The organism is Prauserella muralis, from assembly GCF_003202285.1.
In the GTDB taxonomy this organism is placed as follows: domain Bacteria; phylum Actinomycetota; class Actinomycetes; order Mycobacteriales; family Pseudonocardiaceae; genus Prauserella_B; species Prauserella_B muralis.
The window spans coordinates 409,414-423,932 of record NZ_MASW01000006.1; the positions used below are offsets into that span (position 1 = coordinate 409,414).

Annotated in this window: 13 protein-coding genes; 5 read left to right on the forward strand and 8 right to left on the reverse strand. The window is 72.1% G+C overall.

Translation table 11 applies throughout. The annotated features are described in order from the left end of the window. The first annotated feature begins 33 nt into the window (after positions 1-33). Positions 34-2,355 (forward strand): beta-xylosidase/alpha-l-arabinosidase, encoded by a 2,322-nt coding sequence (locus tag BAY60_RS27375; RefSeq protein ID WP_112284224.1) that lies wholly within the window; start codon positions 34-36, stop codon positions 2,353-2,355. Here BAY60_RS27375 and BAY60_RS27380 read toward each other — a convergent pair. The 5 genes from BAY60_RS27380 to BAY60_RS27400 form a co-directional block, all read right to left on the reverse strand. Then, on the reverse strand, positions 2,336-3,508 hold the full coding sequence (locus BAY60_RS27380) for an MFS transporter (protein ID WP_112284226.1): 1,173 nt from the start codon (positions 3,506-3,508) through the stop codon (positions 2,336-2,338). The two genes, BAY60_RS27375 and BAY60_RS27380, sit on opposite strands and share 20 nt — an antisense overlap. A 69-nt stretch (positions 3,509-3,577) precedes the next feature. Next, positions 3,578-4,777: an MFS transporter gene (locus BAY60_RS27385; RefSeq protein ID WP_245992836.1), complete on the reverse strand. Its 1,200-nt coding sequence runs from the start codon at positions 4,775-4,777 to the stop codon at positions 3,578-3,580. A gap of 55 nt (positions 4,778-4,832) precedes the next feature. Continuing rightward, on the reverse strand, positions 4,833-5,258 hold the full coding sequence (locus BAY60_RS27390; protein ID WP_112284227.1) for a CoA-binding protein: 426 nt from the start codon (positions 5,256-5,258) through the stop codon (positions 4,833-4,835). Between the two features lie 30 nt (positions 5,259-5,288). Continuing rightward, positions 5,289-6,926, reverse strand: a complete 1,638-nt coding sequence (locus tag BAY60_RS27395; RefSeq protein ID WP_112284229.1) for a thiamine pyrophosphate-binding protein — start codon at positions 6,924-6,926, stop codon at positions 5,289-5,291. A gap of 21 nt (positions 6,927-6,947) precedes the next feature. Further along, positions 6,948-7,949 carry a glutathione S-transferase family protein gene (locus BAY60_RS27400; RefSeq protein ID WP_112284231.1) on the reverse strand — a complete coding sequence of 334 codons (1,002 nt, stop codon included), beginning with the start codon at positions 7,947-7,949 and terminating at the stop codon, positions 6,948-6,950. Positions 7,950-8,024: 75 nt separating this feature from the next. Here BAY60_RS27400 and BAY60_RS27405 point away from each other — a divergent pair, with 75 nt between their 5' ends. Beyond that, positions 8,025-9,392, forward strand: a complete 1,368-nt coding sequence (locus BAY60_RS27405; protein WP_112284233.1) for a WS/DGAT/MGAT family O-acyltransferase — start codon at positions 8,025-8,027, stop codon at positions 9,390-9,392. 160 nt (positions 9,393-9,552) lie between these two features. Here the strand turns inward: BAY60_RS27405 and BAY60_RS27410 are convergent, their stop codons facing one another. Genes BAY60_RS27410 through BAY60_RS27420 form a run of 3 tightly spaced genes read right to left on the reverse strand, consistent with a single transcriptional unit; the run spans position 9,553 to position 12,142 of the window. After that, on the reverse strand, positions 9,553-9,753 hold the full coding sequence (locus tag BAY60_RS27410; protein WP_112284235.1) for a hypothetical protein: 201 nt from the start codon (positions 9,751-9,753) through the stop codon (positions 9,553-9,555). Positions 9,754-9,793: 40 nt separating this feature from the next. After that, positions 9,794-11,203 (reverse strand): amidase, encoded by a 1,410-nt coding sequence (locus BAY60_RS27415; protein ID WP_112284237.1) that lies wholly within the window; start codon positions 11,201-11,203, stop codon positions 9,794-9,796. A gap of 21 nt (positions 11,204-11,224) precedes the next feature. Continuing rightward, positions 11,225-12,142 (reverse strand): D-2-hydroxyacid dehydrogenase, encoded by a 918-nt coding sequence (locus BAY60_RS27420; RefSeq protein ID WP_112284651.1) that lies wholly within the window; start codon positions 12,140-12,142, stop codon positions 11,225-11,227. A gap of 152 nt (positions 12,143-12,294) precedes the next feature. Between BAY60_RS27420 and BAY60_RS27425 the strand changes: the two genes are divergently transcribed. The 3 genes from BAY60_RS27425 to BAY60_RS27435 are packed head-to-tail and all read left to right on the forward strand — an operon-like array spanning position 12,295 to position 14,518. Next, positions 12,295-13,044: a maleate cis-trans isomerase family protein gene (locus BAY60_RS27425; protein ID WP_112284239.1), complete on the forward strand. Its 750-nt coding sequence runs from the start codon at positions 12,295-12,297 to the stop codon at positions 13,042-13,044. A 44-nt stretch (positions 13,045-13,088) separates the two neighbouring features. Further along, positions 13,089-13,811 (forward strand): maleate cis-trans isomerase family protein, encoded by a 723-nt coding sequence (locus BAY60_RS27430; protein WP_112284240.1) that lies wholly within the window; start codon positions 13,089-13,091, stop codon positions 13,809-13,811. 2 nt (positions 13,812-13,813) lie between these two features. Further along, positions 13,814-14,518: a GntR family transcriptional regulator gene (locus BAY60_RS27435; protein WP_112284241.1), complete on the forward strand. Its 705-nt coding sequence runs from the start codon at positions 13,814-13,816 to the stop codon at positions 14,516-14,518. Position 14,519 lies beyond the last annotated feature (1 nt).

The window sequence follows — 14,519 nt, forward strand, 5'->3', positions numbered from 1 at the left end:
CGACTCTCGAACAGTCCTCGAACAAGGAGCACGATGACGGATCAGCCATGGCGGGACGCCTCGGCGCCCGCCGAACGAAGGGCCAGGGCTCTGCTGGAGGCCATGACCCTGGACGAGAAGATCGCCCAGCTCGGCAGCGCCTGGCCGGGCAACGACGAGCTGAACGGCAACGTCGCGCCGATGCAGGACGTGTTCTCCCAGAGCGGCACGTCGTTCGAGCAGCTCCGCGAGCACGGCCTCGGGCACCTCACGCGGCCCTTCGGCACCGCGCCGGTGAGCACCGCCGAGGGCGCAGCACGCGTCACCGCACTGCAGCGGGAGATCGTGGAGGAGACTCGGCTCGGCGTCCCCGCGATCGTGCACGAGGAGTGTCTCACCGGGTTCGCCACCTACGGCGCGACCGTCTACCCGGCTCCGCTGGCGTGGGCCGCGACGTTCGACACCGCGCTCGTGCGGGACATGGCGGGCGCGATCGGCGAGGACATGCGCAGGCTCGGCGTGCATCAGGGGCTCGCCCCGGTGCTGGACGTGGTGCGCGACTACCGCTGGGGCCGCGTCGAGGAGACCCTCGGCGAGGACCCGTACCTCGTCGGGCTGCTCGGCACCGCGTATGTGCGGGGCCTCGAGGACGCGGGAGTCATCGCGACGCTCAAGCACTTCGCCGGATACTCCGACTCGCGCGCGGCCCGCAACCACGCACCGGTGTCGATCGGGCCACGCGAGCTGCGCGACGTGATCCTGCCGCCGTTCGAGATGGCGCTCGCGCTCGGCGGCGCCCGCTCGGTGATGAACGCCTACGTCGACCTCGACGGCGTGCCGGCGGGCGCGAACGCGGACCTGCTGACCGGCATCCTGCGCGACGAGTGGGGTTTCGGCGGCGTCGTGGTCTCCGACTACTGGGCCGTGGCGTTCCTGAACACCATGCACGGCGTCGCCGACAGCCCCGGCCGCGCGGGGGCACTCGCGCTGACCGCAGGGATCGACGTCGAACTGCCCGCCACGTTGTGCTACGGCAAGGAACTCGCCGAGCTGGTGCGCGGCGGCGAGGTGCCGGAGGAGATCGTCGACAGGTCGGTGCTGCGGCTGTTGCGGCAGAAGGCCGAACTGGGGCTGCTCGATCCCACGTGGACACCGGAGTCCGATGTGGACGACACGGTCGAGCTGGACTCGCCACGCAACCGGGACCTCGCCAGGAGACTCGCGGAACACTCGGTGGTGTTGCTGGCCAACGACGGCGCGCTGCCGCTGGCCACGGACACCCGCTCGGTCGCGCTGGTCGGGCCCTGCGCCGACGACCCGCTGGCGCTCATGGGCTGCTACTCCTACCCCAACCACGTGCTGCCGCGCTATCCCGAGCTGGACCTGGGTGTCGACGCGCCGTCGCTGTTCGCCGCACTGCGGGACGAGCTGCCCGGGGTCGCCGTCACGCGGCACGAGGGCTGCCCGATCCGCGAGGAGGACCGGTCGGGCTTCGCCGACGCGATCGCGGCGGCCCGCGAGGCGGAGGTGTGCGTGGCCGTCGTCGGCGACCGCGCGGGCATGTTCGGCGAGGGCACCTCCGGAGAGGGCTGCGACGCACCCGATCTGCGGCTGCCTGGCGTGCAGGACGAACTGCTCACCGCCCTGCTGGACACCGGCACGCCCGTGGTCGTCGTCGTGATGTCCGGGCGGCCGTACGCGCTCGGTGCGCATGCCGGCCGGGCGGCGGCGATCGTGCAGGCGTTCATGCCGGGCGAGGAGGGCGGCTCCGCGGTGGCCGGGGTGCTCTCCGGCCGGATCAACCCCGGCGGCAGGCTGCCGGTGCAGATCCCCCGGCTCGCCGGAGGCCAACCGGGCACCTACCTGCACCCGCCGCTCGGCGGCAACAGCGAGGGCATCAGCAACCTCGACCCCTCGCCGCTGTTCCCGTTCGGGCACGGGCTGTCCTACACCCGCTTCGACTACGGCGAGCTGACCCTGAGCGCGCAACGCATCCCCACCGACGGCGAGCTGGTGGTCTCGGTGGAGGTACGCAACACCGGGGACCGCGACGGCGCGGAGGTCGTGCAGCTCTACCTGCGCGACGTCACCGCCCAGGTGACCCGGCCCGTGCGCCAGCTGGCCGGGTTCGCCCGCGTGGAACTGCGTGCGGGCGGGCGCGCGAGGGTGAGCTTCACCCTGCACGCCGACCGCACCGCGTTCACCGGACTCGACCTGCGCCGGATCGTCGAGCCGGGCACGGTCGAGGTGTTCGTCGGCCGTTCGGCGGGCGACCTGCCGTGCACGGGGTCGTTCGAGCTGACCGGCCGGGTGCGCGAGGTCGGCCGCGACCGGGTGCTCACGACCCCCGCCGAGATCACGCCACTTCCCGGGTGACCCGGCGGGCCGGGCCCTCCTCCGGTGCCTGGCGCAGCCCGAACGGCAGTGCCACCGCCACCAGCAGCGCCAGCACCAGCACCCCGGCCAGCCCGGCCACCGCCCACGCACCGAACATCAGCAGCCCGGCCAGGTCGGTGCCGAGCCCGGCCACGGAGCTCACCGTGGCGCGGGCCGTACTGTCGATGCGCTCCTGGAGCCGCGCGGTGCCGATCACGAGCACCGCGCGGTACAGCGCGTAGAAGACGGCGACGCCCGCCAGCCCGGCCGGGTGCGCGAACAGGCCGGGCAGGCCGAGCGCGACCACGGCCGCCAGCAGCGCGAGCAGCAGTGTGCCCGGGCGCGGCCGGGGCCACCGGCCGGCCAGTGCCGCGCCGGCCGCGCCCGCGAGCGGGATGCCCACGATCGCCACCGGTGTCCACGTGACCGGCACGTGCCAGTCCCTGGCCAGCAGCGGGAAGTACTCCTCGATGTCGTCGAGCGAGGTGAGCAGCGCGACGGCGAGCACGGTGCCCCGCACGCCGGGCCTGCGCAGGGCCTCGGCGACCCCGGCCCGCAGCGTGGCCCAGTATCCGGCCCCGCCGTCGTCGGCGTCGTCGTGGTCGTCGTCCGCTGTGGACGGCCGGGGCGGCTCAGGAAGGCTCGCCGCGACGCAGGCAGCCGCCAGGCAGGTGCCGACGCTCGCCCAGCCGACGAGCGGGAAGCCGCCCGCGGCGAACAAGGCCGCCGCGGCGGCGGCCGCCGGGACCTGCGCGATCAGTTCGAGAGCGCTGACCTGCCCGTACACGCGGGTGAAGTGCCCTGCGGCGCCCGCGGCGGCGAGTCCGTCGTAGAGCAGCGCCTCCTTGGCGCCGGAGACGAGGGTGCCGCCGAGCCCCCACAGCACGAAGCCCGCGGCGAACGCGGCGAAACCCGGCCACGCCGTCCAGCACACGTAACCGGCAGCCTGCCCGACGCCCCCGAGCACGAGCGCCGTGCGCCGGGAGAACCGGTCGGCGAGCGCACCGGTGGGCACCTCGGCGACGATGCCGGTCACCGACCACAGCGCGAACAGCGCGGAGATCTCGGCGTCGGAAAGCCCCGTGTCGGCGAACAGCAACGCGTACAGCGGGTACAGCGGCACGACGTCCGCGAGCAGTGCCCAGCCGCGCATGCGGCGGACGAGCGGACGGGCCGCGCGAGGTTCAGGTGCCGGGCGTCAAAGGAACGGCATGCCGCGACACTACCTGCGGCGCAGCCATCTGGCCACCAGCGCGAGCACGGCGAGGCCGATCAGCGCGAGCCCGTAGCCGGTGGCGGTCGGCAGCAGCCCGAGATGCGTGGCGGCCAGCCCCGCGCCGAGCGAGGGCAGGCTGAACGCCAGGTACGACGCGGTGTAGATCGTCGCGACGAGCGCGGCCCGCCCGCCCGGCTCGGCGAGCCCCGTGGCCGTGCGGAACGCGCCGAGGAACGAGGCCCCGAAACCGAACCCGCTCACCACCGTCGCGGCGAAGAACAGCGGCGCCGAGGGCAGCAGCAACGCGATCAGCAGCCCACCGACGCCACAGGCCAGCGTGAACGCGCCGACGACCATCGCGGTGACCGCCCGGCTGGAGCGCAGCAGCACCGATGTCGCCGAGCCGGAGCCCATGAGCAGGAACACGACCAGCCCGCCCGCGACGGGATTGGCGATGCCCAGAATCTCGACCACCAGCGAGCGGCCGAGCGAGAGGTAGAGCCCTCCGAGGGCCCAGGTGGCCAGCAGGCACGGCAGCACGACGAGGAACTCGGCTCGGCCGCGCCGCGGCACGCCGAGCCGGGGCCGCAGCGACGCGAGCGCTCCAGGGCGCCTTGTCACCGGCTCCGGGATGAACGGCAGGATGGCACCCGTGACCACGAAGCCCGCCAGCAGCAGGACGTAGACGAGCTGGGTCGGAGCGGGCGCGTACCGCACGAGCAGCCCGGCGCCCAGTGCCCCGAGGGCGAGACCCGCGGTGGGCACGGCGCTGTTGACCAGCGCGCCGGTGCCCGGCCTGCGTTCGAGGTCGATCAGCGAGGCGCTGATCGCGCCGGTCGCCGCCCCTGTGGCCAGGCCCTGCAAGATCCGGGCGGCGTAGAGCCAGCCGACGCCGTCGGCGAACACGAACGCCAGCATGCTCACCGCCTCCACGCCGATCGCCGCACCGAGCACGGGCTTGCGGCCGACGAAGTCGGACAGAGCGCCCACCAGCATCAGCATGAGCAGCAGGGCGAGCACGTAGACCGCGAACACGGCGGTCAGCGTCGCCGGGCTGAACCCCCACATCCGCTGGTAGATCACGTAGAGCGGAGACGGCGCGCTGGCGGCGAGCATCAGCAGGAACAGCACGGCCGCCACGAGCCAGAAGCCGAGGCCACGCCGTCGCAGTACCCGCTGCCGCTCACCCGCCGCCGTCACTCCCACGGGTGCATCCTCACACGCGGGTGCCGAAGGCGAGCAGCCCCGAGAAGACACGCGGTCAGTTCTTGCGGATGGCGGTGATCGCCCTGACCACCGCCATGCACCTGTCCTCCACGTACAGCAGGCCCGCCTCCTCGGCGATGGCGCGTGCCTCGGCGGAGACGATGTCCTGCTGCAGCCACAACGCCTTCGCGCCGATCCGCACGGCCTCGCGCGCCACGCCCGCGGCCTCCGGCGACGGCCGGAACACGTTCACCACCTCGACCGAGTCCGGGATGTCGGCGAGCGAGCGGTAGACACGCTCGCCGAGCAGCTCGTCGGCGGTCGGGTTCACCGGGATGACGCGGAACCCGGCGCTCTGCATCGCGGCGGGCACCGAGTGTGCGGCCTTGGCCGGGTCGCGGCTCAGCCCCACCACGGCGATGGTGGTGAAGTCACGCAGGATGCGCTCGGCCGTCTCGTCGATGGCGTCGGTGTCGTCCATGTGATCCATTGTGCGCGAGAGCGACGGCCCTCAGCCGCTCGTGCGGTACCAGCGGGGCGAGGTGTTCAGCGGCGGGCTCAGCTCCGCGCTCACCACCAGCACGTTCGGCTCGTCGGCACGGGTGAACTCCCGCAGCAGGCGGCGGAAGGCCCTGCCGAAGCCGTCGACGCGGTCGGCGTACACGCCGAAGGACTTCGCCAGCCCGACGAAGTCCGGTGTGGCCAGGTCCACCCCGGTGTGCGGCAGCCCGGCCTGCGTCTGGTCGTAGCGCAGCATGCCGTAGCCGCCGTCGTCGACGATCACCACCGTGACCGGCAGGTTCTCCTGAATCGCGGTGGCCAGCTCGCCGACGCCGTAGAGGAACCCGCCGTCCCCGGTGATGCACACCGCCCTGCCCGCACCGGCCGCCGCGACCCCCAGCGAGGCGGGGAAGCCGAAGCCGAGCGTGCCCCAGCCCATCGGGTAGGCCAGCTTGCGCGGGGCGGCGAAGCGGTAGAAACCGCCGACCCAGTACCCGGCAACGCACATGTCCGACACCAGCACGGCGCCGTCCGGCAGGGTCTCCGCGAGCGCGGCGAGGAACTCGGCCGCCTGCGGCTCCTCCTTGCGGACGCGCCTGCGGACGCGCAGTTCGATCTCGTCGAGCCGCTTGCTCAGCGCGTTGATCCCCGGCCGCATCGGCATCCCGGCGAGCAGCCGCTCCACCACCTCGCGCGCGTCGCCCTGCAACAGCAGGTCCGGCGGGTAGTTCTTGGCCGCGTCGGCGGCGTCGACGTTCACGGCGATCAACCGCGGCGGCTGCGGCATCCGCCAGTTCTGCGTCATGAGACCGTCGAAGTCGGTCCCGACGGCGAGCACCACGTCGGCCTCGTCCCACAGTGCCCCGACCTCCGGCGTGTGCACCGGGTTGGAGGCGCGGCACGGGTGATCGGGTGGCACGATGCCGCGCGCGGCGAACGTCGTGATGATCGGCGCCGCGAGCTGCTCGGCGAGCGCGCCGACCGCCTCGCCCGCCCCGGCACGCAGGGCGCCGCCGCCCGCCCAGATCAGCGGGCGCTGCGCCGAGGCCAGCACCTCCCTGGCGCGGTCGATGTCCTCGACGGCCACCACGTGCAGTTGCTCGGTGGGCTCGAACGCGTCGCGGTCCGTGGCGTCCTGGCGCAGGAAGTCGGCCGGGATGCCCACGTACACCGGCCCGCTCTGCGGGCGCAGCGCGACGCGGGCCGCCCTGCGCAGCACGGGCGCGATGGCGTCGGGGTGCTCGACGGTGAACCCGGCCTTGGTCACGGGAGCGAACAGCGCCTGCTGGTCGCTCGTCTCGTGCAGCACGCCGCGCACGGTGCCGGGCCTGCGCAACGTCGACGGGATGTCGGTGGCGATCACCAGCACCGGCGACGCCGAGGCCATCGCCTCGCCGACCGCGCCGAGCGTGTTCGCCGCGCCGGGGCCGGTGGTGACGAGCGCGACGCCGAGCCTGCCCGTGGTGCGCGCGTAGCCGTCGGCGGCGTAGCCCGCGGCCTGCTCGTGGCGCACGCCGATCAACCGGATTCCGGTCAGCGCGAGCGCGTCCCAGATCGGCAGGTTGTGCACCCCCGGTAGCCCGAAGGCAACCTCGACCCCGAGTTCGGTCAGGACGTCAACGAGGCGCTGCGCTCCGGTCTGGGACACGCGCCGAGGATACGAGCCGGGTCACCACTGGGGCGGCAGGGTCTCCTCGTCAGGAGGCGGCCCGGGAGGCGTACCGTCGCCGAACGGCCTGCCACCGAGCGATTCCCTGCCGTGCGGGCTCGCCCAGACCGAGAGGTCCGGACCTTTCGGCACGATCCGTGTCGGGTTGATCTGCTCGTGCACCTGGTAGTAGTGCCGCTTGATGTGGTCGAAGTCGACGGTGTCGCCGAAGCCCGGAGTCTGGAACAGATCCCGCGCGTAGGCCCACAGCACCGGCAGCTCCGCGAGCTTGTGGCGGTTGCACTTGAAGTGCCCGTGGTAGACGGCGTCGAAGCGGACGAGGGTGGTGAACAGCCGGATGTCGGCCTCGGTGATGGTGTCGCCGACGAGGTAGCGCTGGTGCTCCAGCCGCTTCGACAGCTCGTCCAGCCGGGCGAACAACCGGTCGTAGGCGTCCTCGTAGGCCGCCTGCTTGGTGGCGAAGCCCGCCTCGTACACGGCGGCGTTGACGTCGGTGTAGACGTGGGCGTTGATCTCGTCGATCTCGTCGCGCAGCCGCTCGGGGTAGAGGTCGGGTGCGCCCTGCCGATGGTGCCTGGTCCATTCGGTGGAGAGGTCGAGAGTGATCCGCGGGAAGTCGTTTGTCACGAGCTTGCCGCTGGGTATGTCGACCACGGCTGGCACGCTGATGCCGCCCGAATAGTCCGGGTCGGCCTTGGCATAGGCCTCGTGCAGGTAACGGATGCCGAGAACCGGGTCCCTGCCGCCGGGGTCGAGGGTGAACCGCCAGCTCTGCTCGTCCTGGATGGGGTCGGCGACCGCCAGCGACAGCGCTCCTTCGAGGCCGAGCAGCCTGCGCACGACGAGCGCGCGACTGGCCCACGGGCACGCCCGGCTCACGACGAGCCGGTAGCGCCCCGGCTCGACAGGCCAGCCGTCGCGGCCGTCTGCGGTGATACGTGCGGCGAACGCGTTGGGAGCCCGATGGAACTCACCGGTCTCCGGATCGGTCGGGATGGCCATACGGCCGAGGTTAGTACGTAGACTCGGGCACCCGGCGTATTCGATCGCTGGCGCAGCGAGGCGAGGTGAGGCGCGATGGCGATGATGCCCGTAACGGACTCGATGTTCCTGCTGATCGAGACCCGGGAACATCCGATGCACGTGGGTGGCCTGCAGCTGTTCACCCCACCGGAGGGAGCCGGGCCCGACTACCTGGCCGACCTCAGGCAGGACCTGCTGAAGAACACGAGCGTGCGCTCGCTGTTCCGGCAGCGGCCCGCCCGGCCGGTGAACACGATGGGCTACCTCGCGTGGGCCGAGGACGAGGAGCTCGACCTCGACTACCACTTCCGGCACTCGGCACTGCCGCAGCCCGGTCGCGTCCGCGAGCTGCTCGAGCTGACGTCGCGCTGGCACAGCACCCTGCTCGATCGGCACCGGCCACTGTGGGAGATCCACCTCGTGGAGGGCCTCAACGACGGCCGGTTCGCGATGTACAGCAAGGTGCACCATTCGCTGATGGACGGCGTCTCGGCGCTGCGCCAGCTGCAGAGCATCCTGTCCGACGATCCGGCGGCACTGGACTGCCCCCCGCCCTGGGGGTCGCGCCGGCCGCAGCGCGGCAGGCGCGGCAGGCCCGGCGCGCTGGGGCGGCTGCGCTCGGCGGCGGGCGCGAGCCGCCAGCTCGCCGGGCTGCCCGGCATGGCCGCGAAGGTGGCCACCGAGGCGTTCCGGGAGCACACACTGACCCTGCCGCTGCAGGCGCCGAAGACGATGCTGAACGTGCCGATCGGCGGTGCGCGCCGGTTCGCCGCCCAGTCGTGGCCGCTGGAGCGGGCCAAGCAGGTCGCGACCAATGCCGGCGTGTCCCGCAACGACGTCGTGCTCGCCATGTGCGCGGGCGCGCTGCGGGACTACCTCATCGAGCAGCGAGCGCTGCCGGACGCGCCGCTGGTGGCGATGGTGCCGGTGTCGCTGCGCAGCCGCGCCGACACCGGGGAGGCGGCAGGCAACCAGATCGGCGCCCTGCTGTGCAACCTCGGCACCGACCAGCCAGACCCGGCCGAGCGGCTGCGGGTGATCTCGCGCTCGATGGCCGACGGCAAGCGCGTGTTCAAGGAGCTGACGCCGCTGCAGATCCTGCTGCTGTCGGCGCTGAACGTCGCGCCGCTCGGTGTGTCACCGGTGCCGGGCGTGGTCAACAACACGCGCCCGCCGTTCAACATCGTCATCTCGAACGTGCCGGGCCCGCGCAAGCAGATGTACTGGAACGGCGCCACGCTCGACGGCATCTACCCGGCCTCGGTGCTGCTGGACGGCCAGGCGCTCAACATCACGCTGACCAGCAACGGCGAGAACCTGGACTTCGGCATCACCGGCTGCCGCCGCAGCGTGCCGCACCTGCAACGCCTGCTGGTGCACCTGGACACCGCGCTCGCCGAACTCGAGTACGCGACCAAGTAGACGCCGCAAACCCCAAGTATTGCTGACCGATCGTGCTGCTCGTGCCCGGACGAGCCACGGCAGCAGCGAGCAGACCGAGATCACGTACCTCGGGGGACGAACCCATCGCGTAACGGGGCGGTGAGAACGTCCTCGACGTCGAGGTAGTAGATGGCCACGGCTACCTCGCCAGCCGCTCGTTCAACTCCCCGCTGATCCGTGCGACACGCTGCGCGGCCTGGTCCACCAGGTGCTTGCGCGACGACACCACAGAGACGATCGCGTCATGCGCGAGCGCTTTCAGCGATTTGCCCTCACGCTCGGCCGCGGCACGCAGGTCAGCCATCTCCTCGTCGGAGAACTGCAGATTCAGAGCAGGCACAACACCCACGGTACCAAATCCGGTACCTGAACGTTCTCCGCTACCGGGGTGAGCCTGCCGGGCGGTCGGTGGGCCACGGGCGCAGCTCCTCCACCAGCTTGGCGACCGCGAGCACCAGGTCGTCGGAGTGCCGGGGGCCGACGATCTGCAGGCCCACGGGCAGCCCCGCGGAGGTGAACCCGGCGGGCACGGTGATGGCGGGCTGCTGGGTCAGGTTGAAGGGGTAGGAGAACCGCGTCCACTGTGGCCAGCCGTCCAGCCCGCTGCCCGGCGGCACGTCGTGGCCGGCCTCGAACGGCGAGATCGCCATCGTCGGGGTCAGCAGGACGTCGTAGCGGGTGTGGAACTCGCCCATGTGGATGCCCAGCGCCGCGCGCACCGCGCTCGCCTCGAGATAGTCGCTCGCCGAGTAGGTGTGCCCTTGCTGCCACACCTTGCGCAGGCCGGGATCGACGCGGCTCTCGGAACCTTCCGGGAAGGTGTCCAGCCACTTCGCCGCGCCGGTGGACCAGAGGATGTCGAAGGCCTCGATCGGGTCGCTGAAGCCGGGGTCGGCCTGCTCGACCACCAGTCCGGCCTCGTCGAGCGCGGCGACCGTGTCCGCCACCAGGCGCGCGATCTCCGGCTCCACGTCCACGTAGCCGAGCGCGGGCGAGAACGCCGCCCGCAGCCCCCGGACGTCGCGGCGCACGGCCTCGCGGTAGGTGCCGATCGGCGGCGGCAGCGCGTTGGGGTCCCGGTGGTCCGGGGTGGCCAGCACGTCGAGCAGCAGCGCGATGTCGTCCACCGAGCGGGCCAGCGGGCCGGCGTGGCCCAACGGACCGAACGGGCTCGCCGGGTACAGCGGCACGCGGCCGCCGGTCGGTTTGAAGCCGACGATGCCGCAGAACGACGCGGGAATGCGAACGGAGCCGCCACCGTCGGTGCCCACGGACAGCTCGCCCATGCCGGTGGAGACGGCCACGGCGCTGCCGCCGCTCGACCCGCCCGCCGTCAGCGCCGGGTTCCACGGGTTGCGCGTGATGCCGTCCAACGGGCTGTCGGTGACGCCCTTCCAGCCGATCTCCGGCGTGGTCGTCTTGCCCAGCAGGACGAGCCCGTTCTCGCGCATCCGCGCGGTCACCGGGCTGTCCACCTCCCACGGCTGGTCGCGGTCGATGCACAGCGAGCCGCGCAGCGTCGGCCAGCCGTGGGTGAGGAACATGTCCTTCACCGAGGCGGGCACGCCGTCGAGCCAGCCGATGGGGTTGCCCTCCCGCCAGCGCTCCTCGGAGGCGCGCGCCTGCTCCAGTGCGGCGTCGGCGTCCACGAGGGTGTAGGCGTTGTACTCACCGTCGAGGCGGTCGATGACGTCGAGCGCCACCCGGGTCGCCTCGACCGGCGACAGCTGTCCGGAGGAGTAGGCGGCGACCAGCTCGCTCGCGGTCAGCAGGGTTCCCGTGCTCGGCATCGTTCTCCTCAATGGTCGGGTTCACCCGGTGGACGGCACGTAGCCGAGGTCCTTGTCCACGACGTTGCGCAACGGCCGTCCCTCGCGCCACCGCCAGAAGTTGTCGGTGAACACCTCGACCAGCGCGTTGCGCCACCCGACGACGTCTCCCGACATGTGCGGCGACACGAGCACGTTATCCATCGTCCAGAGCGGACTGTCGGCGGGCAGGGGCTCGGTCTCGAACACGTCCAGCGCGGCCCCGCCAAGGTGCCCGGAGCGCAGTGCCTCGACGAGGTCGCCGGTGACCACTAGCTCGCCGCGGCCGACGTTGACGAAACGCGCGCCGGGCTTCATGGCCGCGAAGGCCGAGGCGTCGAACAGGCCCTTGGTCTGCTCGGTGAGCGGCGCGACGGCCACCACGAAGTCCACGTCGCCCAGGTGCTCGTTCAGCCGGGCCGACTCGTGGACGGTGCCGAAGTCGGGGTCGTCGCTGCGTGCGGTGCGGCCCGCGCCGCTCACGCGCAGGCCCGCCGCGCGCAGCAGCCTGGCGATGGCCCTGCCGATCGGCCCCGTGCCGACCACCAGCGCCGTCCGGCCCGCGATGCGCTCGGTCTCCCTGTGCTGCCACGTGCGCTCCTGCTGCAGGCGCAGCGAGCGGGCGAAGTCCTTCGCGAAGGCCAGGATCGTGCCGAGGACGTACTCGGCGATGGAGCCGTCGAACACGCCGCGCGAGTTGGTCAGGACCACGTCGCTCTCGCGCAGTTCGGGAAACATCACCGGGTCGACGCCCGCGCTCGCGATGTGCAGCCACCGCAGCCGGTCGGCGCCGTGCCAGGCGCCGGGGACGGCGGTAGAAAGGAAGTCGTAGACGAACAACGCGTCCGCGCCCCGCAGGGCCTCGGCGAGCCCGTCGGCCCGGGTGTAACGAACGACCGCCGCTTGTTCGATGGGGTGCATGTCCGGAGGGTGCTGGTCACCGCACAGCACAGCCAGCACCGGTGATTCCGTGCCCGTCACGTTGACACGGTAAGAGCCGGTCGTATGATTGTCAACAATCCGAGGAGTCACCCCGGAGGCAACTCCTTCCCAAGCCAGTCGGAGGTTGAGCCTTGGATTTCGCAGCGCTGGACTTCCCCGCGTTCGAGGGGCCATTGGCCCAGCGGGGCATCGGCGTGATCGCGCCCTTCGACCTGGCTCTGGAACGCGAGCTCTGGCGCTGGGTTCCGATGGAAGTGTCGCTGCATCTCGCCAGAACCCCCTACGAGCCGGTGCCGGTCAGCATGGAGATGGCCCACCTGGTGAGCAACGCCCACCACCTCGCGGCGGCCACCAGGGACGTGCTCCACGTCGAGCCCGAGGTGGTGGCGTACCTGTGCACATCGGGCAGCTTCGTCAGCGGCGTCGACGCCGAGCACTCCCTGCGCAAGGTCATCTGCGACGCGGGCGCGCCCGCCGCCGTCACCACCTCGGGAGCGCTGGCCGAGGTGCTGCAGCAGCTCAACCTCAGCCGGATCTCGGTGCTCACCCCCTACGACGCGGACCTCACGGCCAAGCTGCACGAGTTCCTCGACGAACTGGGGGTCAAGACCATGTCGAGTGATCATCTCGGCCTCGGCGGCGGCATCTGGAAGGTCAGCTACCGCACCATCGCGGAGCGCATCCTCGCGGCCAACCACGACGACGCCGAGGCCATCTTCGTCAGCTGCACGAACCTGCCCACCTACGACGTCATCGAGCCGCTGGAGAACGCGCTCGGCAAGCCGGTGCTCACGGCCAACCAGCTCACGATGTGGGCCTGCCTCAAGCGCATGGACCTGCCGATCGTCGGCCCGGGCACATGGCTGCGCGAGGTTTCTTGACCTGTTCTACTAGGATTGTCAACAATCCTGCCAGGAGGTACAGATTGGCCACCGCCGGATTCATCTACCCCGACCACGCCGCCGAGGACGACTACCCGCTCGCCGAGCGCCTGCTCGGCGACGGCGTGCGGCTGCCCGTCGCACACATCTACGGCACCGACCTGCACGCGGTCGCCGAACTGCTCGACCTGGGCAGCCCCGCGCGGCTCGCCGAGGGCGCGGGGCTGCTCGCCGAGCACCAGCCGGACGCCGTGGTGTGGGCGTGCACGAGCGGCAGCTTCGTCTACGGCTGGGACGGGGCCGCCGAGCAGGTGGCCGGGCTGGCCGAGGCCGCGGGCGGCCTGCCCGCGTCGAGCACGTCGTTCGCGTTCGTGCGGGCGGCGGCCGCGCTGGGGCTGCGCCGGGTGGCCGTCGCGGCGAGCTACCCGGACGACGTGGCGAGCCTGTTCGTGGAGTTCCTCGCGAAGGGCGGCGTCGACGTGGTGTCCATGTCGGCCGCCGACATCGACACCGCCGCCGAGGTGGGCCACCTGGCACCGGAGGCGGTCGCGGACCTCGTCGTCAGCCGCGACCACCCGGACGCCGAGGCGCTGCTGGTGCCGGACACGGCGATGCGCACACTCGGGCTGATCGACGACCTGGAGCGGCGCCTCGGCAAGCCGGTGCTCACCGCCAACCAGGTGACGGTGTGGGAGGGCCTGCGCCTGGCCGGGGCGTCCCGCCCGGTTCCCGGGCTCGGCGCCCTGTTCTCGGCGAGAGGCGTCTGACCATGCTGCCCGACCTGGAGCCGGTCAACCGGGAATCGACGGCCGCGATCATCGCCCGCCAGCTCAGGGAGGCGATCATGACCGGCTCCCTGCCGCCCGGTACACAGCTCGGCGAGACCGAACTCGCCGCGCGGTTCGAGGTGTCGCGCGGCCCGCTGCGGGAGGCGATGCAGCGCCTCGTGTCGGAGGGGCTGCTGCGCAGCGAGCGGCACCGGGGCCTGTTCGTCATCGACCTGGAGCCCGCCGACGTCTACGACATCTACTCGGCACGGTGCGCCGTCGAGCGCGCCGCCGCCATGCGGCTGGTGCGCGGCGGCGACCGCGAACGGGTGGCGGGGATCCTCGCCGACGCGGTCAAGGACATGGCCGAGGCCGACAAGCAGGACGACCCGGCCGCGCTCACCGAGGCGGACCTGCGCTTCCACGAGGCGCTGATCGAGGCCTCCGGCAGCCGCAGGCTGGCCAGGATGGCGCGCACGCTGCTCATCGAGACCCGGATGTGCCTTTCGGCGCTGCAGGGCACCTACCGCAAGGACTACCAGGACGTCGACGAGCGCGTCACCGAGCACAACCGGATCATCCAGGCGCTGCGCGCAGGCGACGAGGCGAAGCTGCTGGGACTGCTGGAGGCTCACATGGACGACGCCGTGCAGCGGCTCGCCCCGGGCACGAGCCTCTACTCCGGCCCCGCTCCCGCCGCATCCTAGG